The following is a 20,936-nucleotide window of genomic DNA, read 5'->3' on the forward strand; positions in this document are numbered from 1 at the left end:
CCGGGAATCCGTTCGAGGCCATAGAGCGAAAGCGGGTGCCAATGCACATGGGTTCTCTCCTCTATCGGCTGGATGCGGACGGGCCGGACCGGCTCCTTCGTCTCCTCCAGCAACTCGGGTTTTCGGTCGTCGCGCCACGATCGGAAGACGGGGCGATTGTCCTTGCCACATATGAAACCGGTGAGAAACTGCCGCGCGGTCTGAGCGACCGTCAGGCGGGCGGGCATTACCGCCTCGTCGAGCGCGGCGACGGCAAGCTGTTCGACTACACGCTCGGGCCGCAGGGCTTCAAACGCTTCCTGTGGCCGCCGCATCAGGTGTTGTGGACGGCGGAGAAGACCGAGGATGGCTTCGTCGTCACCGAGCCGCCGCTTGATACGACGCGGCTGGCGTTGTTCGCGGCGCGGGCCTGCGAGCTCGATGCGCTCTCCGCCCTCGACGACGTGTTCGACAATGGCGACTACGCCGACCCCGCCTACAAGGCGCGGCGCGAAAACGCCTTCGTCGTCGCGGTCGAGTGCACACGCTCGGGCGACACCTGTTTCTGTTCATCAATGAACAGCGGCCCCGGCGCCGAGGAGGGTTACGATATTGCGCTGACCGAGATCTTCGAAGATGGCGCGCACTGGTTCCTGGCGCGGGCCGGCAGCGAGGAAGGCGCCGAGGTGCTGACCAGGCTCTCGCCTGAACCGGCGCCCGGAGACGGGGAATCCCGGCGCAAGACGATCCTTGCCGCCGTCGCCTCGAGCCAGCAGCGCACGATGCGCTCCGACGCCGAGCCGCTGTTGAAGGCGAACCGGGAGCACCCGCATTGGGACGATGTTGCCGCGCGCTGCCTTGCCTGCGGTAACTGCACCTCGGTCTGTCCGACCTGCTTCTGCACCACGACGGTCGATCACACGGATCTGACCGCGACCAAAGCCAGCCGCGAGCGGCGCTGGGATTTCTGTTTTACCGTCGACTATTCCTACATTCACGGCGGGGCTATCCGCCGCTCGGCGAAGGCGCGCTACCGGCAATGGATGATGCACAAGCTGGCGTTCTGGCATGACCAGTTCGACCGATCGGGCTGTGTCGGCTGTGGGCGCTGCATCACCTGGTGTCCGGTCGGAATCGACATCGTCGAAGAGACGGCAGCAATCGCCGCGGCAAGCGAGGGAGGAAACAATGGTTGAGCTTCAAAACATGGAGACCCTCCTGAAGGAGCTGGCGTTCTTCCAGGAATTCGATGAGTCCACCGTCGCGCTGCTTGCCGGCTGCGCCTCCAACGTGGTGTTCGAGGCGGGGTCCTATGTGGCGCGCGCCCATGACGAGGCGAACAAGTTCTTCTTCCTGCGCCATGGCGACGTCGCGCTCGAACTCGACGTGCCGACGCGCGATCCGCTGGTGGTCGAAACGCTGCATCCGGGCGATGCGCTCGGCTGGTCGTGGATCACCGCGCCGCATCGCTGGAGCTTCGATGCCCGCGCGGTGACGCTGGTGCGCGCGCTTGCCTTCGATGCCACCTGCCTGCGCGGCAAGATGGATGCGAACCACGAGGTCGGCTACCAGTTGATGCGGCGCTTCATTCCGGTGATCGCCAAGCGCCTCGAAGGGGCGCGGCTGCAGCTCGCGGATCTTTATGCGGCCGAGGCGCGATCATAATGGCTGGGCAAAACGCGGCGGCGAGCACCCGCCATGCCCTCGACCCGATGACGCCGCGCCCGTTCCGGGTGATCAATCGCGTCGAGGAAACATCCGATACGGTCACGATAGAACTCGTCGCGGAGGACGGTGCGCCGTTCGCTTTCGCACCGGGCCAGTTCAACATGCTTTACGTGTTCGGCGTCGGCGAGTCGGCGATCTCGATCTCCGGCGATCCGGCCGATCCGAGCCGGCTCGTGCACACCATCCGCTCCGTCGGCAAGGTGTCGGATGCGCTGTGCAATGCCGGTCCCGGCACTGTGATCGGCGTGCGCGGTCCGTTCGGGCGGCCCTGGCCGGTCGAACAGGCGACCGGGCAGGACGTCATCTTCGTCGCCGGCGGCGTCGGTCTCGCACCGCTGCGGCCTGCCATCTACCACGCGATCAACAATCGCGGTCGCTATGGCCGGGTGATCGTGCTCTACGGTGCGCGTTCGCCGGAAGACATGCTCTACGAACCGCTGCTGCATGAATGGCGCGGTTCGTTCTGGATGGACGTGGACGCGACCGTCGATAGGGCGACCGGCGGCTGGCTCGGCCGGGTCGGCGTTGTCACCAAGCTGATCGATGGGGCGGCGTTCGATCCGACGGCGGCGACCGCGATGGTCTGCGGCCCGGAAGTGATGATGCGGTTCTCGGTCGAGGCGCTGCGGCAGCGCGGTCTGCGCGACAACCAGATCTACGTGTCGATGGAACGCAGCATGAAATGCGCGCTCGGCTTCTGTGGCCACTGTCAGTGGGGCGGGGCCTTCGTGTGCCGCGACGGGCCGGTGTTCCGGCACGACGAGATTGCCGACCTCAACCAGGTGCGGGAGTTGTGACGATGACCGACAAGCCGAAACTGGCGGTATGGAAGTTCTCCTCCTGCGATGGCTGTCAGCTCAGCCTGCTCGACTGCGAGGACGAGTTGCTGCCGGTCGCCGAAACCATCGAGATCGCCGAGTTCCTCGAGGCGACGCGGGCGCAGGTTGATGGCCCCTATGACGTTTCGCTGGTCGAGGGATCGATCTCCAATCTGCACGACCTCGAGCGGCTGCAGCGTATCCGCGAGCAGTCGGCGGTGGTGATCGCAATCGGGGCTTGCGCGACGGCGGGTGGCATTCAGGCGCTGCGCAATGGGCGCGATGTCGGCGAGTTCGTGCGCACCGTCTACGCGCACCCGGAATATATCGACACGCTGGCCAATTCGACGCCGATCGCCGACCACATCACGGTCGATTTCGAACTGCGCGGCTGTCCGATCAACAAGCATCAGCTGCTCGAGGTGATCTCGGCCTTCCTTGCCGGCCGCCAGCCGCTGACGCCGGCGCATTCGGAATGCATCGAATGCAAGATGCGCGGCACGGTCTGCGTGATGGTCGCCAAGGGCGAACCCTGCCTCGGTCCGGTCACCCATACCGGCTGCGGCAATCTCTGCCCGAGCTCCAACCGGGGCTGCTATGGCTGCTTCGGGCCGAAGGAGACGCCGAATACGGCAAGCCTCGCCGACCGCTTTGCCACCGGCTGCGGCGTCGAGGAGCGGCGGCTTGCGGAAATGTTCCGCGGCTTTACCGCGGGTGCCGAAGCCTTTGCCAGGGAGGCCGAACGCCATGACCGGTCATGAAATCCGCAATCCGGCGGTCGACGGGCCGGGCCGGGTGATCAAGGTCGATGCGCTGGCGCGCGTCGAGGGCGAGGGCGCGCTCTATGTCCGCGTCAAGGACGACGTCATCGAGGACATCAAGTTCCGCATCTTCGAGCCGCCGCGGTTCTTCGAGGCCCTGTTGCGCGGCCGGCCCTATTCGGATGCGCCGGACATAACCGCGCGCATCTGCGGTATCTGCCCGATCGCGTATATGCTCGGCGCCTCGAAGGCGATGGAGGACGCGCTCGGCGTCACCGTCGACGGGGTGCTGGAGGATTTGCGGCGGCTGATCTATTGCGGCGAGTGGATCGAAAGCCATGTGCTGCACGCGGCGATGCTGCACGCGCCGGACTTCCTCAAGATGCCGGACGCGTTTGCCTTTGCGCGACAGAACGCGGATGCCGTCAAGGCTGCACTGCGGCTGAAGAAGCTCGGAAACACGATCCTCGAGACGGTTGGCGGGCGGGCGATCCACCCGGTCAATCTGAAGGTCGGCGGCTTCTATTCGGCGCCGAAGAAGCGCGATATCCGCGCGCTGATCCCGGAGCTTGAATTCGGGCTCGAAGCGTCGGCCATGCTGGCGCGCGCTTTTGCCGGGTTCGACTTTCCGGACTTCACCTACGACTACACCTGCGTGTCGATGCGCCACCCGTCCGAGTATCCGCTGCAGGCCGGCGATCTCGTCTCCAATCGCGGGCTCGACATCAAGGTGCAAGCGTTCCCGGAGCATTTCTTCGAGGAGCATGTGGCGCATTCGAACGCGCTGCACGGGCGGATGCGCGATGGCTCGGCCTATCTGGTCGGTCCGAACGCGCGCTACAACAACAATTTCGCCCAGCTGTCATCGGCCTCGCAGGGGCTGGCGCGGGAGATCGGGCTCGGCGCGACGGTCGACAATCCGTTCCTGTCGATCCTTGTTCGCATGGTCGAGACCTATTACGCCTGCGAAGAAGCGCTGCGCATCGCCAAGTCCTATGAAGTGCCGGACGAGCCGAGCGTTGCCATCGAGCCGCGGGCCGGCAAGGGCGCCGGCGTGACGGAAGCGCCACGCGGCATCTGCTGGCACGAATACGAACTCGACGATGAGGGTCGCATCCTCAACGCGGTGATCGTGCCGCCGACCTCGCAGAACCAGCCGCAGATCGAGACCGATCTCGCCGGCGTGGTCGGCGCCAATCTCGATCTCGACGACGAGGCGCTGAAATGGCGCTGCGAGCAGACGATCCGCAATTACGATCCGTGCATCTCTTGCGCGACGCATTTCCTCGATCTCACCATCGAGCGGGAATGACGGGCACGGGGTCATGCTGATCGTCGGTGTCGGCAACCGGATGCGCGGCGACGATGCGGCGGGGCCGCTCGTTGCCGAACGGCTTGCCGCGCACGGCTTCGAGACGCGCGTGATCGAGGCCGATGGGGCGCATCTGATCGAGGCCTTCGAGGGCCGCGACGCGGTCGTCGTGATCGATGCGATGCGCTCGGGCGCTGAGCCGGGCACGGTTTGCCGTTTCGAGGCTGAGGCCGACACGCTGCCGGCCGATCTCTTCCACTATTCGAGCCATGCCTTCGGGGTCGCCGAAGCAATCGAGACGGCGCGGGCGCTCGACTTCCTGCCGGCGTCCGTCATGGTCTACGGCATCGAGGGCGCGCAGTTCACGGCCGGCGCCGAGCCTTCGCCCGAGGTGGCGAAGGCGATCGATGAGGTGGTTGCGGAAATCGTGGCCAGCCGGGAACCCGACTGAGAGTTATTCGCCGGGCGCCAGAGCTGCGCTCTCGCCGAGGCCCGTTGCGGCCGTGCCGGTCTCGAAGGTGTGGCCGACGTGGTCGATCCAGCCGCCGCCGAGCACGCGGGCAACGCCTTCGGGCGCATCGTAGAAGACGCAGGCCTGACCCGGCGCGACGCCGTATTCGGCCTCGGTCAGCTCGACGATCACGTTACCGTCCTCGACGCTGAGCAGCGCCGGCGTCGGCGGGCGGGTCGAGCGCACGCGGGCGTAAATCTCAAGACCGCCGTCGGGCAACTCGGCAAGCGTGCCGCCGCCGATCCAGTTGGTGTCGCGCAGATACAGCCGCCGCGTCGTCAGCGCTTCGCGCGGGCCGACGACGACGCGGTGATTGTCGGCATCGAGATGGACCACATAGAGCGGCTCGCCGACGGCGACGCCGATGCCGCGGCGCTGGCCGATCGTGTAGTGGATGATGCCGTCATGGCGGCCGAGCACGCGGCCGTCGACATGGACGATCTCGCCGGTTTCGGCTGCGCCCGGCTTCAGCCGTTCGATGACTTCCGAATAACGCCCGGTCGGGACGAAGCAGATGTCCTGGCTGTCCGACTTGTCGGCGATCTCAAGGCCGAGTTCGCGGGCCGCCTCGCGGGTCTCCGCCTTCGACATGTTGCCGAGCGGGAAACGCAGGAAGTCGAGCTGCTCCTGCGTGGTTGCGAAAAGGAAATAGCTCTGGTCGCGCTCGTCGTCGACGGGACGGAACAGGGCACGGTGATTGCCGACCGTCTTGGTGCGGACATAGTGGCCGGTTGCGAGCGCCGCGGCGCCGAGGTCGCGCGCGGTGTCCAAGAGGTCGTGGAACTTGACGGTCTGATTGCAGGCAACGCAGGGCACCGGGGTTTCGCCGGCGATATAGCTCGCGGCGAACTGATCGATAACGGCCTCGCGGAAACGGTCCTCGTAGTCGAGCACGTAATGGGGAATGCCGAGCTTCTCGGCGACCCGGCGAGCGTCGTAGATGTCCTGGCCGGCGCAGCAGGCGCCCTTGCGGTGGACCGCTTCGCCGTGATCGTAGAGCTGCAGCGTGATGCCGACGACGTCGTAGCCTGCCCGCTTCAACAGGCCCGCGGCAACGGACGAGTCGACGCCGCCAGACATGGCGACGACGATGCGGGTGTCCTCAGGACGTCCGGGCAGATCGAGAGTGTCGAACATCGCTTCCAACCATCACGGGGACTGCGGCCAGCGCGCGCGGTCCCGAACCGTTCGATTCAACAGGACAAGGCGGCGGGGATGCAATCCCTCGAAAACGCCCAAACCACCATCCGACCGTTCCGGGAGGCACCGGCTCGGTTCGTCTTGCGGCCAATTTCGGTGCGCATGTCCGCGCCCGTCGTGTGGGCTTCGTGGGCAAGCGCTTCCAAACCGTCTTTATAGGTCGTCGCGGCGGGTTTCGCCACATCGAGGTGGGCAGCTTCTGCCGGGCAGGCAAGGCTTTCCCGCACAGGCGGCTCGCGAGGGACCATGGGCGGTTTCATATCACTCTGAAAACATTGCTGTTTTCTATTTCTGCGACTTGGCCCCCGGATTGCATCCTTTGGTCCACTAAGGCCTGTTCGCGTTTGGGAGCCAGTGTATCGTGATCGATTTGACGTTGCGTACGGACAGTTACGGCAAGGCGGATCTGCTGTCGGGGACGGCGGTGAAGGCCGACGGCCGTGTCGGTTTCGAGAGCTTCCTGCCGGCCAACGATGCGCCGGTGGCGCGCGATGCGCCGCCGCGTGACAGCCGTTCCGAACGCGTTTCTTCCACCAGAGCAACAGATGCGGACAGCACGCGGACCCGTCGCGACGCGAGCGCGGATCGCGCCGAGCGGGCGGCGGCTGACCGCAGTGCGGCGGACCGGGCCTTGAGTGCCGACAAGGCGTCGCGCGCGGAACAGGTGGCAGCGGACAATGCGGCGGCTAAGAGCGACGCAGCCGAAAAGGCGCGCGAGGCAGCGGCAGCCGTGCGGGATGCGAATGCTCGTGGCGTGACCGCGCTTCAGGAAGAGGACGCGACCCGCTCCGTTGCGGAGCAGGACGGCAAGACCAGGGCTGCGGCTGCGGACAAGGCAAGCAAGACGGCGCACGACGCTCCGGTGAAAGAGACGAATGCGACGGCTGCCGAGACGGGCACTGTCGCCGACGATACCGCCGCGACCGGCAACGATGCGAACGGCAAGACGGACGCGCCTGTGGTTACGGCGCCGGTCGTCGAGTCGGCGCCGACGGAGACGGTTGCTGACGCCGACGGCGACGTGGCGGCCCCGACCGAGGGCGCCGAGACTGTTGGCGACAGCGATGCGACGGCCTCTAGCGAAGACGACAACGCGGAAACGGTTGCCGCGGCCACGACCCCGGAAGCAACCGTGGTCGGCGCGGTCGGTCCGACTCCGTCTGTCACGGGGGCTGACGCAACTGACGTGACCGGAACGGATGCGGACGCCGAGGCGGTTGATGCTGCAACGGCGCCGTCGGGCGATGACGATGCCGCGCCCGAGAGCGATGGCACGGCGGAAGTGAATGCGTTGCTGGCGCAGCTGATCGAGCAGCTGCAGACGCTGGCCGGCGGCGAAGCGACGGCCCCGGCCGAGGGCGAGGCGCCGACGACGGAAGATCTCATCGCAACTCTGACGACGCTTCTCGACAAGATCGACGCGCAGAGCGCCGGTTCGGCAACGGATCGCCAGGTGATCGGCGCCGATGTGCGCCGGCTGCAGCAGGGCCTCAACGCCGTGGTGCAGAATGGTGACCTGCCGGAGCTCATCGCGCTTGCGGGCCGCACGGGTAATCCGACCGCAGCTGCGGTGACGGGTGCTGTCGAGAACACGACGGCGAGTGGCGCGCAGGCGAGAACTGCGACCGGTGCGGTCGCGACCGATCTGGCGACGGCCGGCGCATCTGCGACTGTGCCGGCTGACGGCAAGGCGGATGAGGCGAAGCTCGGCAATCTGCTTGCTTCGTTGCGCCGCATCGCCGGCGATGCCGCCAACAGTGAAACGGCGGTGAAGACCGCGACCCTCACGACGTCTCAGACCACGCAGGCCCAGGCCACGCAGGCCCAGGCGACGCAGGCCCAGGCGACGCAGGCAACGGCGACCCAGGCGCAAGCCGCGCAGGCGCCGGGCGTACAGGTGCGGGCGGCTCAGAAGCCGGCAGCGACTGCGCCCGCCACGGAATCCGCGACGAATACCGACGCCGATGGTCCGACGACGAACACAATCGTCAACAAAGCCGCTGTGACCGCGACGAACCGCGAGGCCGCGCCGCAGACCGGCACTTCGGGTCAGCAGGCTTCGAGCGAGACTGCAGACACGACCCGTCCGACAATCGGCGGCACGGCGAGCGCGACGGCTGCTGAAACGGCTGTAGCCGCGAAGACAGCTGCGGGCACGCAGTCGTCGACGGCCACGTCAGCCGCGCAGACCGCAGCCAAGACTGCCGCGACGGCGCAGGCCGCTGCTGCTCCGGTTACGGCGGACACGCCGATGCCAGCCGGCGTGAAGGACTTTGGCGACAGCCTGATCCTGCTGCAGAGCGAATTCAAACCGGGCAGCGAGTCGATGCTCGCGCAGGCGCGCCCGTCGGTGACGGTGCCGCGCGGCATGCCGCTTGCGACCGGTGTCGCCGCCGAGATCGCCCGTTTCGCGACGCGCGGCGACAGCCGCTTCGAAATTCGCCTCGATCCGCCGGAGCTCGGCCGCGTCGACGTCAAGCTGAAGGTCAGCGACGACGGCACGGTGCGGGCTCACCTCGTGGTCGAGCGCTCCGAGACCCTCGACATGTTCACGCGCGATCAGCGCTCGCTGGAACGCACGCTGGAACAGGCCGGGCTGAAGACCGACAGCGGCAGCCTCGAATTCTCGCTGCGTTCGGGAAATGACGACACGCCGCAGCAGGACGGAAACGGCGGACGCGGCCTCGCCTCGTCCGAGGGCGATGCGGATGCGGTTGAAGTCGAGCGGATGTCGGCGGTCTATTCGTCGGCGCGGGCCGATGGACGGCTCGATATCCGGGTATGACGCGACGCTTTGAGACTGGCTTAGAGCCGGGAGAACGATGATGGACGTTACAGGCACCACTTCCTCGACCGCGGCGACAACGTCGAAAACGGGACTTTCGGAACAGGCGCTTGCCCAGAACTACGACATGTTCCTGGAACTGTTGACGGTGCAGATCAAGAACCAGAATCCGCTCGAACCGATGGATGCGGACAAGTTCACCGATCAGCTCACCCAGTTTTCGTCGGTTGAGCAGCAGATCACCACCAACAAGAATCTTGAGACGCTGATCTCGACCATGGCGGCGTCCAATCTCGGGACGGTGGTCAGCTATATCGGCAAGGAAGTCGAAGCCGCCGGCGAGACGGCCATTCTGGAAAACGGCGCCGCGAACTGGTCGGCGACGGTGACCGAGGCGGCGACCGCGACCGTGACGATCAAGAACTCCGCCGGCGCGACGATCTATACCGAGCCGGTGACCTTGAACAAGGGCACCAACAGCTATCAGTGGGACGGACGGGCGCTGACAGGTGGCACGGCGCCGGACGGGCAATACACGATCTCGTTCTCGGCGCAGAATTCGACCGGCAAGGCCGTGGCCGTCGACACCGCATTTCAGGGTGTCGTGGACGAAGTGGACTTCGCCGATGGTGAGCCGATCCTGAAGGTTGGCGGGATCCGGGTGCCGCTGTCGTCGGTGCAGACGATCCGCTCGGCCGGCTGAGCGCGGGAGACCCTTTCGGGACGCAAGGAATTTTGATTTTTCGCAGTGTTTTTTTTCGCCGCTCCGGTCCGAAGTTTCCGGGGCGGCCTTCCGCGTTGGCGGGTCGCTGAACGTTCTTCCAAATATAATCGATTGAAATATATAGAAAAAATGTATTCCCGCATGTTCGCGAGATGTTTCGAAGCTGTTCCCGGAAAGGTGGCAATTCTTACCGAATTGTTGCTTGCGGCTTAGGCAAATTTTAAAAACAGGCAGGTACTCTCACAAGCTGAAGGTCAGGTAGAGTGTGAGAGTACAATGACCGACCGGGTAAGACCGCGAGTTAAATATGTCATCGGCCCCGATGGGAGCCCGCTAACGATTGCCGATCTGCCGCCGGAGAATACCCGGCGTTGGGTGATCCGCCGCAAGGCCGAAGTCGTAGCCGCCGTGCGTGGAGGTTTGCTTTCCCTGGAGGAGGCATGCCAGCGCTATACGTTAACAGTTGAAGAGTTTCTGTCGTGGCAGAGCTCGATCGACCAGCACGGCCTTGCCGGCCTGAGAGCGACGCGCATTCAGCAATATCGCGGTTGACGTTTCCCTTCCTCTTTGATGATCGCATGACGGGCTCGGGCCAGCTTTTCCGGACTCGTTACGGGTGGCCGGCTCCCCGCCGGCTGGTGCCGATCATCATCATGCCATGAATTGTTTCGGGCAGTGCGGCTTTCGCCGCTGAACGCTGCGGCTTTTGCCGGCGGCGCGATGGCGCGTGACAAAGCGCTCAGCTTTGCGGCGGCGAGCGGAACCTCGTCACGATCCAGTCGATGACGACCCGTGCGGCCGGTTCGTCGATCAGATGGGGCTGGATCAGGAGCCAGACCTCGCGCCGTGTCTTCAGAGGCGTCGCGATCAGTCGTTCATCGCTGAGCAGCTCGGCCGCCATATGGCGCGGAAGAATGCCGATGGCGCTGCCTGTCGCGACGAGCGCGTGGATGATGCGGACGTTGCTGGTTCGCAGCCGGACCGGCCCGGCAATGCCAACTTCCGCAAGCTCCCGCATCTCCGGCGTCCTCGCCAGTTCCTGAGGATAGGCGCAGAGGATCTCGCTGCCGTCCGGGCTGGCAGGCGTCGCCGGACGAAACAGATACAGCGGCACCTCGGTCAGTTTGCGGATGACGAACGCGCCACGCTCGGGCTTACCCAGCCGGATCGCAAGGTCGGCCTCCCAGCGTGAGAAATTGAGGTTTGCGTCCGACGTCTTGATCTCGACGGCGAGGCCGGGAAAGTCATTGAGCAGGTCTGCGAGGCCCGGCGCCAGAACGGTTTCGGCGACCGATGCGGTGGAGGCGATGCGGATGGAGCCGGTCGGGCCGCCGCCCTCGTCCTTCAACGCGCCGATCGCACTGGCTCTGGTTGCCATTTCATCGATCAGGGCGAGCGCCTCGGCGCCCTGGCGGGTTGGCTTGCGAACGCCGTCGACGGCATCGAACAGGCGGAAACCGAGCGCTTCCTGAAGACGGGCCAGCCGCCGGGCCACAGTCGTTTCATCGATACGCAACTCTTCGCTGGCGCCTGCATAGGTGCCCCGATTGCGCACGGCCGCAATGATCCGCAAATCGTCCCAGTTCATGGGCCAAGTCTAGCACGTCGCCTCATCCTGCAAAATTGCAATCCACAGCCGCAATATTCCTGCGTGATTGCCGGTCTCGGCTTCCCTATTGCGGAAGTGTCCCGCGTGTCGCGGGTTCATGCTGATCAAATGCCGCGACGCGCGCGAGGACAAGGACGAGGGAACAGGAGACGCTTTGATGTCCGGACCGATGACACTTTTCCAGCTTGCAGGTGCCGATCAGACGCCGCCGGCGCTTGCCGACGCGCAGCTGGTGCTGATCGACATGCAGAACGAATATCTCGAGGGGCCGCTCGCGGTTTCCGGTGTCGGGGACGCCGTCGCCCACACGGCGGATCTGCTGGCGGCCGCGCGACAGGTCGGGGCCGGCATCATTCATGTCGTCCACAAGGGATACCCCGGCAGCCTGTTCGATCGCGAGGCGCCGCGCGGGCAGATCATTGATGCCCTTGCACCGCTCGCCGGTGAAGAGGTGATCGAAAAGGCACTGCCCAATGCATTTGCCGGAACCGGACTTGGCGATCTGCTGCGCGCGCGTGGCGCGAAGGAGCTGATCGTGGTCGGCTTCATGAGCCATATGTGCGTCAGCTCGACCGTGCGCGCGGCGCTTGACGAAGGTTTCAGGGTCACGGTCGACGCCGATGGCTGCGGTAGTCGCGATTTGCCGGATGGGCGCGGAGGCGTGGTGGTCGCCGATGTCGTCAGCGATGTGGCGCTGGTCGAACTTTCCGATCGTTTCGCCGTCGTCGTTCGCGATCACGCCTGGCGGTGACGAGTTCGGACTGCCGGTCGGCGATGTTCGCGTCGTCGGCCGGTGGGACGGTTTTTCGTCCGAAGCGGCGGCGTTTCGCTCGATGCGATCCGCATTCGTTAACGTTTGCCCCTGATTTGTTAACCCACCCGGCAAAAATGACCCGCTCACTTTGCAAAATGCACGAAGAAATCCGCGGTTTTCCGCGAGCCGGCCGAAAGGGTGAAAATTCGTTAACTCCCTGTTTACCAGATGGCGGGAAATATTTGCCTACCAGGTCCACCCGGGGGGCGTCCTTGTCATCCCTCATCCCTCAGTCTCCCGGGTGCCTGGTGGCAAAAGGCCGCCGATAGCAGCAGCGACAGACGGCCGAATCGGATTTCCTTCAGCGGGTGCGGGCCACCGGTCTTATCCGCTCCACCGGGCGCCAGGCGCCCAAGAAGTACGGGTCGGTCGGTAACGTGGGTGGCGCATTCGCTCTTCTGAAAGCTCTCGGACCGGCGCGACTGGCAGCCATGGGCGCCGTCGCGGCCATTTTGGTCGGCTTCTTCGCTTTCCTGATGATCCGGTTTTCCTCGGTGCAGATGGTGCCGCTCTACGCCGAGCTCGACTTCAAGGACACCACCGCGATCGTCAAGGAACTCGACGGGTTGGCCGTTCCCTACGAGGTCGTCAATCGCGGCGGTGGCGTGCTCGTGCCGACCGAGGAGCTTTTGCGGGTGCGCATGGCGCTGGCCGAAAAGGGCCTGCCGAACGGCGGCTCCGTCGGCTATGAGATCTTCGACAAGACGGACACGCTCGGCACCACCAGCTTCGTGCAGTCGATCAACCACATCCGCGCGCTCGAGGGCGAGCTGGCGCGCACCATCCGCGCAATCGACCAAGTGGCGATGGCGCGGGTGCATCTCGTGCTGCCCGAACGCCAGCTCTTCCAGCGCAACAAGACGGCGCCGTCCGCTTCCATCGTGCTGCAGGTGCGCGGCGTCCTCGAGCAAAGCCAGATCCGCGCGATCCAGCACATCACCGCGTCGGCGGTCGAGGGGCTGAAGCCGCAGGATGTCTCGATCGTCGATGAGGGCGGCCGGCTGCTCGCCGCCGGCGGCGAGAACGCGGAAGAATTCATGACCGGCGCGATCCACGAACGCACCGCGTCCTACGAACACACGCTGCGCGAACGGATCGAGGACATCGTGTCCGAGGTGGTCGGGCCGGGCCGCGCGCGGGTTCAGGTGTCGGCCGAGCTCGACTTCAACCGCATCACCCAGACCTCCGAGACCTACGATCCGGAAGGCCAGGTCGTGCGTTCGACGCAGACCAAGGAAGAGACCTCGGCGACGACCAACAAGCGCGAAGGTGTTTCCGCCGGCAATCAGATCCCCGACGCGAATGCCAATGACGGTGGCGACAGCACGCTCGACCAGTCGAACTCGACCGCCGAAACGGTCAATTACGAGATCTCGCGCACCCAGCGCACCGAGGTCATCGAGGCTGGCCGGATCAAGCGGATCTCGGTCGCCGTGCTGGTCGACGGCGTCTATTCGCAGACGCCGGAAGGCGAGCTGAACTACGCCGAGCGCCCGGAAGACGAGATGACCCGGATTTCCGCGCTGGTGCGTTCGGCGATGGGCTATGACGAGGGCCGCGGCGACCAGATCGAGGTGGTCAATCTGCGCTTTGCCAATGCGCCGAACAGCCTGGCGCTTGCGAGCGGCGAAGAGAGCCTGTTCGATTTCTCCAAGCGCGACATCTTCTACTTCGTCGAACTTGGCGTGATCGTCGTGTTGTCGCTCCTGACCCTGCTGTTCGCGGTGCGGCCGCTGATCAAGCGCATCCTGACGCCGGACGAGCCGGAAGTGCCGGAAATCCCGGAAGGCATGCAGATGGTGGTTGGCCCGGATGGCCAGCCGATGGCGTTGCCGTCGCCGGAGGGCGGCGAAGGCGAGGGCGAGCACGACTGGATATCGGTCGCCCAGGCCGAAGGCGAATTGCAGGCCGGATCCATCGAGCGCGTCGGCGAGATGATCAAGAGCTATCCGACGGAAGCCGTGACCATCGTCCGCAACGGGCTGCAGGAGGCGCCGGCGTAAGATGGATACCGGAGTCGCCAGAGCACCTCAGCTAACAATCAGCGCCGATGAGCAGGAACGCGACCTCGTCGGTGTCGAGCGCGCGGCCGTGCTGCTGCTCGCGCTCGGCCACGAGCATGGCGCCGGCATCTGGGAGCAACTCGACGAAATCGAGATCAAGCAGATCTCGCTGGCGATGGCCAAGCTCGGCCCGGTGACGCCGGACATGCTCAACAACCTGTTCAAGGATTTCGTCAAGAAGCTGTCGGCAAAGGGCGCGCTGCTCGGCAACTACGATTCGACCGAACGGGTTCTGGCCGCTGTTCTGCCGGCCGAAAAGGTCGCCTCCATCATGGAGGAAATCCGCGGTCCGGCCGGTCGCAACATGTGGGAGAAGCTCTCCAACGTGCAGGAGAACGTTCTCGCCAACTACCTCAAGAACGAATATCCGCAGACCGTCGCCGTGGTGTTGTCGAAGATCCGCTCCGACCACGCCTCGCGGGTGCTGACCATCCTGCCGGAAGAGTTCGCGATGGAAGTGGTGCACCGGATGCTGCGCATCGAATCGGTGCAGAAGGAAATCCTCGACAAGGTCGAGCAGACGCTGCGCGTCGAGTTCATGTCGAACCTGACGTCGACGCAGCGTCGCGACTCGCACGAGCTGATGGCCGATATCTTCAACAGCTTCGACCGCCAGACCGAGGCGCGCTTCATGACGGCACTGGAAGAAGACAGCCGCGAGTCGGCGGAGCGCATCAAGAACCTGATGTTCACCTTCGACGATCTCGCCAAGCTCGACGCCGGCAGCATCCAGACGCTCCTGCGCTACGTCGAAAAGGATCGCCTGGCGACGGCTCTGAAGGGTGCCAACGAAACGATGCGGGACTTCTTCTTCGCCAACATGTCGCAGCGCGCGGCCAAGATGATGCGCGACGACATGGAGGCGATGGGCCCGGTGCGGCTGCGCGATGTCGACGAGGCGCAGGCCGGCATGGTGGCGACCGCCAAGGACCTCGCCGCCAAGGGCGAGATGATGATTTCGAAGAACAAGGGAGAGGACGAGCTGGTCTACTAGAGCATCGTGCAGCCAATTGAGACAATTGGCGTCGACATAGATGCGGCTAGACAAAGGGATGGAGCTTTTCGGCGTTTCAACTCGAACGCAGAATGCTCCAGGCAAGACCGGACCGTTGAACGAGGGTACGCGAACACGATGGCAATGCCGGCACGGTTTCTCTTCGATACCGATTTTTCCCGCCCCGCGGTGGAAGAGGTGGTGCCGGTCAGCGAAGGCGCGCCGGTCGATGTGCATGTGCGGTTGCTGGCAAATGCGGCGGAGGAGGCCTATCAGCGCGGTCTCGCCGAGGGACGCGCGGCAGCCGAGGCGCAGGCGGCGCGCCGTGTGGCCGATGAGGCCGGCCGTCTGGTTTCGGCCGCGCAGAGCATTCTCGGCGCGCTCGACGCCGACCGCGAACGCATCGAACGCGATGCCGCGACGCTCGCCTTTGCAGCGGCGCGTAAGCTGGCGGCAACGCTTGTCGCGCGCGAGCCGACGGCGGAGATCGAGACGCTGATTGCCGAATGTCTCGGGCCGCTGCGCCAGGCGCCGCATATCGTCATCCGGGTCGATGAACGCGATGTCGAGGCGATCAAGGCGGAGGCCGATCGGATCGCGCATGAGCGTGGCTTCATGGGCCGGCTGGTGGTTCTGGGCGAGCCGGATCTTGCCCGTGGCGATTGCCGCATCGAATGGGCCGATGGCGGCATCGTGCGCAACATGGATGAGGTTGCCGGCGAAGCCGAAGCCGCGATCGAACGCTATTTCGCGGCCCGGGCCGCAGATCCGTCGCATCCGGATCGCGCCGGGGCCGTCAGTGACGAAGTGGTGCCGGTGGCACCTGAGGAGAACACGAGATGACGGACGATATCGACGTCAAGACCGCCGTCAAGGACGCCGATGGCGAAATGGGAAAGCCGCCGCTGGTCTCCTTCGACGAGCCGCACGACAACCCGCAGATGCGGCCCGAGCCCGACGACGAGGATCCGAACGTGCAACGTACGGCCGCCGACCTGGAGGCGGTGTTCGACGTTCCGGTCAAGGTGTCGGCGGTGCTCGGGCGCTCGCGCATGCAGGTCGCGGATCTGTTGAAGCTGTCGAGCGGCACGGTGCTCGAACTGGACCGCAAGGTCGGCGAGGCAATCGACATCTACGTCAACAATCGGCTTGTGGCGCGCGGCGAAGTCGTGCTGGTCGAGGACAAACTCGGCGTGACCATGACGGAAATCATCAAGGCGGAGAAGTAGGCCCTTCCGGGCGCCGCCTTTTGAAGGAGACAAGCCATGCGCTTGCTGATCGTTGGAACGCTGCAGGGTCAGCTCACCATTGCCACCAAGATCGCGATGGAGCGGGGCGCGAGCGTCACCCATGCGGACAATGGGGCGATGGCGCTGAACGTTTTGCGCGGCAGCGGCGCCGACCTGATCATGGTCGACGTGGCGGTCGATATCGGCGACCTGATCGTACGGATGGAAAACGAGCGCATCCATGCGCCGGTGATCGCCTGCGGTACGGATACGGATGCGCGCGCCGCCGTCAATGCGATCCGCGCCGGAGCGAAAGAATATGTGCCGCTGCCGCCCGATCCGGAACTGATCGCGGCGGTGCTTTCCGCGGTCGCCGAAGACTCGAGCGATCTCATCTATCGCGACGATGCGACGGCGCGGGTGGTGCAGCTCGCCGAGCAGGTGGCGAAGTCGGAAGCCTCGATCCTGATCACCGGCGAATCCGGCACCGGCAAGGAGGTGCTGGCGCGCCACGTTCACCGCAAGTCGAATCGGGCCAACAAGCCGTTCATTTCGGTCAATTGCGCGGCGATCCCGGACAATCTGCTCGAATCAGAACTGTTCGGCCACGAGAAGGGTGCGTTCACCGGCGCGGTGGCGCGGCGTATCGGCAAGTTCGAGGAGGCCGACGGCGGCACGCTGCTGCTCGATGAAATCTCGGAGATGGATATCCGGCTGCAGGCCAAGCTCCTTCGCGCCCTGCAGGAGCGGGTGATCGACCGGGTCGGCGGCAGCCGTCCGGTGCCGGTCAACATCCGTATCCTCGCGACCTCCAACCGCGATCTCGGCGAGGCCGTGCGCGACGGCATCTTCCGCGAGGACCTGCTCTACCGCCTCAACGTGGTCAATCTGAAGATCCCGCCGCTGCGCGAGCGGCCGCAGGACATTCTGGAACTCGCGCAGCATTTCGTGGCGAAATATTCCGACGCCAACGGGATTACGCCGAAACCGATCGCGGCCGAAGCGCGGCGTCAGCTTCTCGCCAATCGCTGGCCGGGCAATGTGCGCGAGCTGGAGAACACGCTGCATCGCGCGGTGCTGCTGGCGACGGGTGAGGAGATCGACACCGACGCGATCCGCATGCCGGACGGCAGCAGCCTGACATCCGGGCCGGAAGGGCCGGCGGCGCGGGCCGCGATGACGGCGGAAGCGGTCACCCGCTCGCTGGTCGGTCTGACGGTTGCCGAAGTCGAGCGCGATCTGATCCTCGACACGCTCGACCATTGCCTCGGCAACCGGACGCACGCGGCGAAGATCCTCGGCATCTCGATCCGCACCCTGCGCAACAAGCTCAACCAGTACACCGACGAGGGGCTCGACATCCCCGGTCCCGGCGAGGTCCGCCAGGCAGGGTAGAGCTGGTTCGGGCTTACTCGAATTCCATCTCGGCGAAGACGGCCTGCGCGTTGCGGCCGGCGAGCGCGTCGAACTGGGCGAGGCCGGAAAAGGCCGACTGGTCGACCTTCGGCGCGCCGATCATGTCGCCGCCGGATTCCAGATGCTCGCCAATGCGGGCGCGCAAATTCTTGAGATAGTCGTAGGTCTCGGCGCGCGCCTTTTCGAGCGTGGTCGGATGGCCGTGGCCGGGCACGACATGGGCCGGGTCGAGCGCTGCAAAGGCATCGAAGGCCTCGATCCAGCCCTTGCTGGAGGAATGATCCATGACGCCGAGCAGGCGGTCGACATAGACGATGTCGCCGGTGAAGACGATGTTCTCGGCCGGTAGCCAGACGAAGCTGTCGCCCGGCGTGTGGGCCGGGGCGGGGTGGTGGATCTCGATGGTCGTGCCGCCGAGCGTCAGCGTGTGATTTTCGGCAAAGGTGGTGTCGGCGTAGGCCGCCTCGGTGCCGGCGAGTTCGCCGCCGAGCAACTGGGTCAGCATGGTGAACTGCATCGACACGCGGTCGTGCTGATCGGCAATGGCGGCGTCGGACGCAATGATCGTGGCGCCTTTCGCGCGCCAATAACCGTTGCCGAGCCAGCGGTGGTCCTGGCCGCCGGTGTCGATGACGATCTTCACCGGCTGATCGGTTACCGCGCCGACCGCCTTGTCGAGTTCTTCCGCACCTTTCCAGCTTCCGCCCGGATCGACCAGCACCGCGCCGTCAGCCGTCACGATGAGGCCGAAGGTGGCGTTGTTGCCAAAGTTGGTCGGTGAGCGCTGCCCCAACTCGCCGACGAAGGCGTAGACATTGTCGGCGACCTTGACGGTCTCGAGCGCAAGGGCCTCAGCCGGCACAAAGGCGAGCGCGGCAACAAGGGCGAGAGTGGTTTTCATGGATGGCGTTCCCCGGTTCGCTGTCGTTTCTTGCGAACGACATGTCGGTCCATGGTGGACGGGGAACGGTCCTACTTGCAATAGCGGTAGCCACCCTTTGCCGCGCGGCGGGCGAGGTCGAGGTGGAAATGGGTGCGGTGGTAGTCGTCGCCCTCGGGGCCGATGACTGTGAAGAAATGCTCGCAGGAGCCCTTGTGCACGGCGCGCAGGAACGCCTGCTCGTCGTCCTTGCCGGACCATCCCTCAGTGACGGTGATGGTGCGACCGTCGGCCAACTCGAAGCTCGCGATATCGATGGCGTTGGCGAAGGCATGCTCTGAAATGCGCGCGCCCTTCTGGTTGTTGCGGCCACGGCAGACATAGGATGCGGCGACGTTCAGCCGTTTGACCGGCTGGTCGAAGGTCGCTTCGGCGGCGGGCTGCACGATCGTCGCCATCCAGCGATCGAGCGCCGGGATCATCGGGCAGGAGAGGGTGGCGGCGGGGCTGAGCGCCGTGCCGACAACCGGCAGGGCGGTGACTTCGAAGGGATGCTCTGTGCCGCAGATGCCGTTCGGGCCTTCAAGGGCGTCCACGGCTTTGAGCGTCGCGGTTTCCTTCGGCGGGGTTTCGGCGAGGCATTGCGCTTCGGCCTCGGCCCGCCACTGGGTGCGGTTCGGGTCTTCCTCGGCAAACAGCGAGCCCGGCCCGGTGCAGCCGACAAGGCCGGTCGCAACGAGGAGGCCGGCAAGGACCGCGGTCCCGGCGAAGGTCGCCGGGAAGCGTGTGCTCTGTCCGCGATGTCGGTGTGCCGCCACCGGTCCGGTCAGGCGGCGTTTTCGGGCGCGGCGTGCTCGGGAACCATCTCCTCGCCCTTGGCGGCGCGGACGTGGTTGAGGAAACGGGTGAACAAATAGTGGCTGTCCTGCGGGCCGGGCGAGGCTTCCGGATGGTACTGGACGGAGAACACCGGCCGGTCCTTCAGGCGGATGCCGCAGTTGGAGCCGTCGAACAGCGAGACATGGGTCTCTTCGACGCTGTCGGGCAGCGAGTCCGAATCGACCGCGAAGCCATGGTTCATCGAGGTGATCTCGACCTTTGCCGTGGTGTGGTCCTTGACCGGATGGTTGGCGCCGTGGTGGCCCTGATGCATCTTCTTGGTCGTCGCGCCGAGCGCCAGCGACAGCATCTGGTGGCCGAGGCAAATGCCGAAGATCGGCTTGCCGGAGTCGACCAGCTTTTTGATTTCCGGCACGGCGTATTCGCCGGTCGCGGCCGGGTCGCCCGGGCCGTTCGACAGGAAGATGCCGTCCGGGTCCATGGCGAGGATGTCCTCGGCCTTGGTGGTCGGCGGTACGACGGTCAGCTCGCAGCCCTGGTCGGCCAACAGGCGCAGGATGTTGCGCTTGATGCCGTAGTCGACGGCGACGACCTTGTAGTGCGGGGCTTCCTGGCGGCCGTAGCCCTTGCCAAGCTGCCAGGTGGTCTCATCCCAGTCGTAGCGCTGGGTGGTGGCGACCATCGGCACCAGGTCCATGCCGAGCAGGCCCGGCCAGCCGGCGGCCTCGGCCTTCAATTTCTCGACGTCGAAATTGCCGTTCGGGTCGTGCGCGATGACGGCGTTCGGCATGCCCTTTTCGCGGATCAGCGCGGTCAGCGCCCGGGTGTCGATGTCGCAGAGACCGACGATGTCGCGGGCCTTCAGCCACTTGTCGAGGTGCTTCATGGCGCGCCAGTTCGACGGATCGGTGATCGGCGTCTTGAAGACGCAGCCGCGCACGCCGGACGAGGCGGCCATGTTGACCGTCTCGATGTCTTCGTCATTGGTGCCGACATTGCCGACATGCGGGAAGGTGAAGGTGATGATCTGGCCGGCGTAGGAGGGATCGGTGAGGATCTCCTGGTAACCGGTCATCGCCGTGTTGAAGCACACTTCGCCGACCGAGGTTCCGAGCGCGCCGAAGCCTCGCCCCTCGATCACGGTTCCATCGGCGAGGACAAGGAGGCCGGTCGGCCGCGGCTCTTCCCAGGGCTGGGTCATGGCGTGCTTCCAATGGTGGTTGTCGACGTTTGCGAGCGCCATTTGCACGCGCCGGAACGGTCCGGGTGCACA

The 20,936-nt window shown here is 65.3% G+C and carries 22 protein-coding genes; 16 read left to right on the forward strand and 6 right to left on the reverse strand.

From position 1 onward, the window contains the following. Positions 1-41: 41 nt before the first annotated feature. Genes C0606_09915 through C0606_09940 form a run of 6 tightly spaced genes read left to right on the forward strand, consistent with a single transcriptional unit; the run spans position 42 to position 5,049 of the window. On the forward strand, positions 42-1,175 hold the full coding sequence (locus tag C0606_09915) for a sulfite reductase subunit A (GenBank protein ID PLX38504.1): 1,134 nt from the start codon (positions 42-44) through the stop codon (positions 1,173-1,175). Continuing rightward, a complete protein-coding gene (locus tag C0606_09920) occupies positions 1,168-1,644 on the forward strand; it encodes a Crp/Fnr family transcriptional regulator (protein PLX38505.1) in 477 nt (158 codons plus the stop codon). The genes C0606_09915 and C0606_09920 overlap by 8 nt, the downstream gene beginning before the upstream one ends. After that, positions 1,644-2,504 carry a Ni/Fe hydrogenase subunit gamma gene (locus C0606_09925; protein PLX38506.1) on the forward strand — a complete coding sequence of 287 codons (861 nt, stop codon included), beginning with the start codon at positions 1,644-1,646 and terminating at the stop codon, positions 2,502-2,504. The genes C0606_09920 and C0606_09925 overlap by 1 nt, the downstream gene beginning before the upstream one ends. A gap of 2 nt (positions 2,505-2,506) precedes the next feature. Beyond that, positions 2,507-3,286, forward strand: a complete 780-nt coding sequence (locus C0606_09930) for an oxidoreductase (GenBank protein ID PLX38507.1) — start codon at positions 2,507-2,509, stop codon at positions 3,284-3,286. Beyond that, on the forward strand, positions 3,273-4,598 hold the full coding sequence (locus C0606_09935; protein PLX38508.1) for a Ni/Fe hydrogenase subunit alpha: 1,326 nt from the start codon (positions 3,273-3,275) through the stop codon (positions 4,596-4,598). The genes C0606_09930 and C0606_09935 overlap by 14 nt, the downstream gene beginning before the upstream one ends. A 13-nt stretch (positions 4,599-4,611) precedes the next feature. Continuing rightward, on the forward strand, positions 4,612-5,049 hold the full coding sequence (locus tag C0606_09940; GenBank protein ID PLX38509.1) for a hydrogenase maturation protease: 438 nt from the start codon (positions 4,612-4,614) through the stop codon (positions 5,047-5,049). Between the two features lie 3 nt (positions 5,050-5,052). Here the strand turns inward: C0606_09940 and C0606_09945 are convergent, their stop codons facing one another. Together C0606_09945 and C0606_09950 are read right to left on the reverse strand one after the other, a co-directional pair. After that, on the reverse strand, positions 5,053-6,246 hold the full coding sequence (locus C0606_09945) for a tRNA 2-thiouridine(34) synthase MnmA (GenBank protein ID PLX38782.1): 1,194 nt from the start codon (positions 6,244-6,246) through the stop codon (positions 5,053-5,055). Positions 6,247-6,302: 56 nt separating this feature from the next. Then, positions 6,303-6,569 carry a hypothetical protein gene (locus C0606_09950; GenBank protein PLX38510.1) on the reverse strand — a complete coding sequence of 89 codons (267 nt, stop codon included), beginning with the start codon at positions 6,567-6,569 and terminating at the stop codon, positions 6,303-6,305. Between the two features lie 615 nt (positions 6,570-7,184). Between C0606_09950 and C0606_09955 the strand changes: the two genes are divergently transcribed. The 4 genes from C0606_09955 to C0606_09970 all read left to right on the forward strand — a co-directional run bounded on the left by C0606_09955 (position 7,185) and on the right by C0606_09970 (position 10,370). After that, positions 7,185-7,499 (forward strand): hypothetical protein, encoded by a 315-nt coding sequence (locus C0606_09955; protein PLX38511.1) that lies wholly within the window; start codon positions 7,185-7,187, stop codon positions 7,497-7,499. Beyond that, positions 7,496-9,094 carry a hypothetical protein gene (locus C0606_09960; GenBank protein PLX38512.1) on the forward strand — a complete coding sequence of 533 codons (1,599 nt, stop codon included), beginning with the start codon at positions 7,496-7,498 and terminating at the stop codon, positions 9,092-9,094. Before C0606_09955 ends, C0606_09960 begins: the two co-directional genes overlap by 4 nt. Before the next feature lie 40 nt (positions 9,095-9,134). Beyond that, the gene (locus tag C0606_09965; GenBank protein PLX38513.1) at positions 9,135-9,797 is read left to right on the forward strand and encodes a flagellar hook capping protein; all 663 of its coding nucleotides are present in this window, start codon (positions 9,135-9,137) and stop codon (positions 9,795-9,797) included. A 297-nt stretch (positions 9,798-10,094) separates the two neighbouring features. After that, on the forward strand, positions 10,095-10,370 hold the full coding sequence (locus C0606_09970; protein PLX38514.1) for a DUF1153 domain-containing protein: 276 nt from the start codon (positions 10,095-10,097) through the stop codon (positions 10,368-10,370). A gap of 187 nt (positions 10,371-10,557) precedes the next feature. Here the strand turns inward: C0606_09970 and C0606_09975 are convergent, their stop codons facing one another. Beyond that, complete coding sequence (locus tag C0606_09975) at positions 10,558-11,406, reverse strand: LysR family transcriptional regulator (protein PLX38515.1); 849 nt, start codon at positions 11,404-11,406, stop codon at positions 10,558-10,560. 178 nt (positions 11,407-11,584) lie between these two features. Between C0606_09975 and C0606_09980 the strand changes: the two genes are divergently transcribed. From C0606_09980 to C0606_10005, 6 genes are all read left to right on the forward strand, one after another. Then, the gene (locus C0606_09980) at positions 11,585-12,178 is read left to right on the forward strand and encodes a cysteine hydrolase (GenBank protein PLX38783.1); all 594 of its coding nucleotides are present in this window, start codon (positions 11,585-11,587) and stop codon (positions 12,176-12,178) included. 494 nt (positions 12,179-12,672) lie between these two features. After that, entirely contained in the window at positions 12,673-14,244 is a 1,572-nt protein-coding gene (fliF, locus tag C0606_09985) for a flagellar M-ring protein FliF (GenBank protein ID PLX38516.1), read from the forward strand. A 1-nt stretch (position 14,245) separates the two neighbouring features. Beyond that, positions 14,246-15,298, forward strand: coding sequence for a flagellar motor switch protein FliG (locus C0606_09990; GenBank protein ID PLX38517.1), 1,053 nt, complete (start codon positions 14,246-14,248; stop codon positions 15,296-15,298). A 138-nt stretch (positions 15,299-15,436) separates the two neighbouring features. Next, entirely contained in the window at positions 15,437-16,141 is a 705-nt protein-coding gene (locus C0606_09995; GenBank protein ID PLX38518.1) for a flagellar assembly protein FliH, read from the forward strand. A 47-nt stretch (positions 16,142-16,188) separates the two neighbouring features. Further along, on the forward strand, positions 16,189-16,527 hold the full coding sequence (gene fliN / locus C0606_10000; protein PLX38784.1) for a flagellar motor switch protein FliN: 339 nt from the start codon (positions 16,189-16,191) through the stop codon (positions 16,525-16,527). 36 nt (positions 16,528-16,563) lie between these two features. Beyond that, a complete protein-coding gene (locus C0606_10005) occupies positions 16,564-17,922 on the forward strand; it encodes a sigma-54-dependent Fis family transcriptional regulator (protein PLX38519.1) in 1,359 nt (452 codons plus the stop codon). Between the two features lie 13 nt (positions 17,923-17,935). Here C0606_10005 and C0606_10010 read toward each other — a convergent pair whose 3' ends face one another. The 3 genes from C0606_10010 to C0606_10020 form a co-directional block, all read right to left on the reverse strand. Next, positions 17,936-18,844: an MBL fold metallo-hydrolase gene (locus C0606_10010; GenBank protein ID PLX38520.1), complete on the reverse strand. Its 909-nt coding sequence runs from the start codon at positions 18,842-18,844 to the stop codon at positions 17,936-17,938. 71 nt (positions 18,845-18,915) lie between these two features. Further along, a complete protein-coding gene (locus C0606_10015) occupies positions 18,916-19,641 on the reverse strand; it encodes an extensin (GenBank protein ID PLX38521.1) in 726 nt (241 codons plus the stop codon). Positions 19,642-19,649: 8 nt separating this feature from the next. Further along, positions 19,650-20,864, reverse strand: coding sequence for a carbamoyl phosphate synthase small subunit (locus tag C0606_10020; GenBank protein ID PLX38785.1), 1,215 nt, complete (start codon positions 20,862-20,864; stop codon positions 19,650-19,652). Positions 20,865-20,936: the final 72 nt, after the last annotated feature.

Source organism: Hyphomicrobiales bacterium (genome assembly GCA_002869065.1).
Classification (GTDB): Bacteria; Pseudomonadota; Alphaproteobacteria; order Rhizobiales; family Rhodobiaceae; genus Rhodobium.

What these genes read in the sequence shown, in the direction of transcription:
- C0606_09915 (PLX38504.1), top strand. Translation starts at nt 42, where the DNA reads ATGCACATGGGTTCTCTCCTCTATCGGCTGGATGCGGACGGGCCGGAC.
- C0606_09920 (PLX38505.1), top strand. Translation starts at nt 1,168, where the DNA reads ATGGTTGAGCTTCAAAACATGGAGACCCTCCTGAAGGAGCTGGCGTTC.
- C0606_09925 (PLX38506.1), top strand. Translation starts at nt 1,644, where the DNA reads ATGGCTGGGCAAAACGCGGCGGCGAGCACCCGCCATGCCCTCGACCCG.
- C0606_09930 (PLX38507.1), top strand. Translation starts at nt 2,507, where the DNA reads ATGACCGACAAGCCGAAACTGGCGGTATGGAAGTTCTCCTCCTGCGAT.
- C0606_09935 (PLX38508.1), top strand. Translation starts at nt 3,273, where the DNA reads ATGACCGGTCATGAAATCCGCAATCCGGCGGTCGACGGGCCGGGCCGG.
- C0606_09940 (PLX38509.1), top strand. Translation starts at nt 4,612, where the DNA reads ATGCTGATCGTCGGTGTCGGCAACCGGATGCGCGGCGACGATGCGGCG.
- C0606_09945 (PLX38782.1), bottom strand. Translation starts at nt 6,246, where the DNA reads ATGTTCGACACTCTCGATCTGCCCGGACGTCCTGAGGACACCCGCATC.
- C0606_09950 (PLX38510.1), bottom strand. Translation starts at nt 6,569, where the DNA reads ATGAAACCGCCCATGGTCCCTCGCGAGCCGCCTGTGCGGGAAAGCCTT.
- C0606_09955 (PLX38511.1), top strand. Translation starts at nt 7,185, where the DNA reads ATGCGACGGCTGCCGAGACGGGCACTGTCGCCGACGATACCGCCGCGA.
- C0606_09965 (PLX38513.1), top strand. Translation starts at nt 9,135, where the DNA reads ATGGACGTTACAGGCACCACTTCCTCGACCGCGGCGACAACGTCGAAA.
- C0606_09970 (PLX38514.1), top strand. Translation starts at nt 10,095, where the DNA reads ATGACCGACCGGGTAAGACCGCGAGTTAAATATGTCATCGGCCCCGAT.
- C0606_09975 (PLX38515.1), bottom strand. Translation starts at nt 11,406, where the DNA reads ATGAACTGGGACGATTTGCGGATCATTGCGGCCGTGCGCAATCGGGGC.
- C0606_09980 (PLX38783.1), top strand. Translation starts at nt 11,585, where the DNA reads ATGTCCGGACCGATGACACTTTTCCAGCTTGCAGGTGCCGATCAGACG.
- fliF (PLX38516.1), top strand. Translation starts at nt 12,673, where the DNA reads ATGGGCGCCGTCGCGGCCATTTTGGTCGGCTTCTTCGCTTTCCTGATG.
- C0606_09990 (PLX38517.1), top strand. Translation starts at nt 14,246, where the DNA reads ATGGATACCGGAGTCGCCAGAGCACCTCAGCTAACAATCAGCGCCGAT.
- C0606_09995 (PLX38518.1), top strand. Translation starts at nt 15,437, where the DNA reads ATGGCAATGCCGGCACGGTTTCTCTTCGATACCGATTTTTCCCGCCCC.
- fliN (PLX38784.1), top strand. Translation starts at nt 16,189, where the DNA reads ATGGGAAAGCCGCCGCTGGTCTCCTTCGACGAGCCGCACGACAACCCG.
- C0606_10005 (PLX38519.1), top strand. Translation starts at nt 16,564, where the DNA reads ATGCGCTTGCTGATCGTTGGAACGCTGCAGGGTCAGCTCACCATTGCC.
- C0606_10010 (PLX38520.1), bottom strand. Translation starts at nt 18,844, where the DNA reads ATGAAAACCACTCTCGCCCTTGTTGCCGCGCTCGCCTTTGTGCCGGCT.
- C0606_10020 (PLX38785.1), bottom strand. Translation starts at nt 20,864, where the DNA reads ATGACCCAGCCCTGGGAAGAGCCGCGGCCGACCGGCCTCCTTGTCCTC.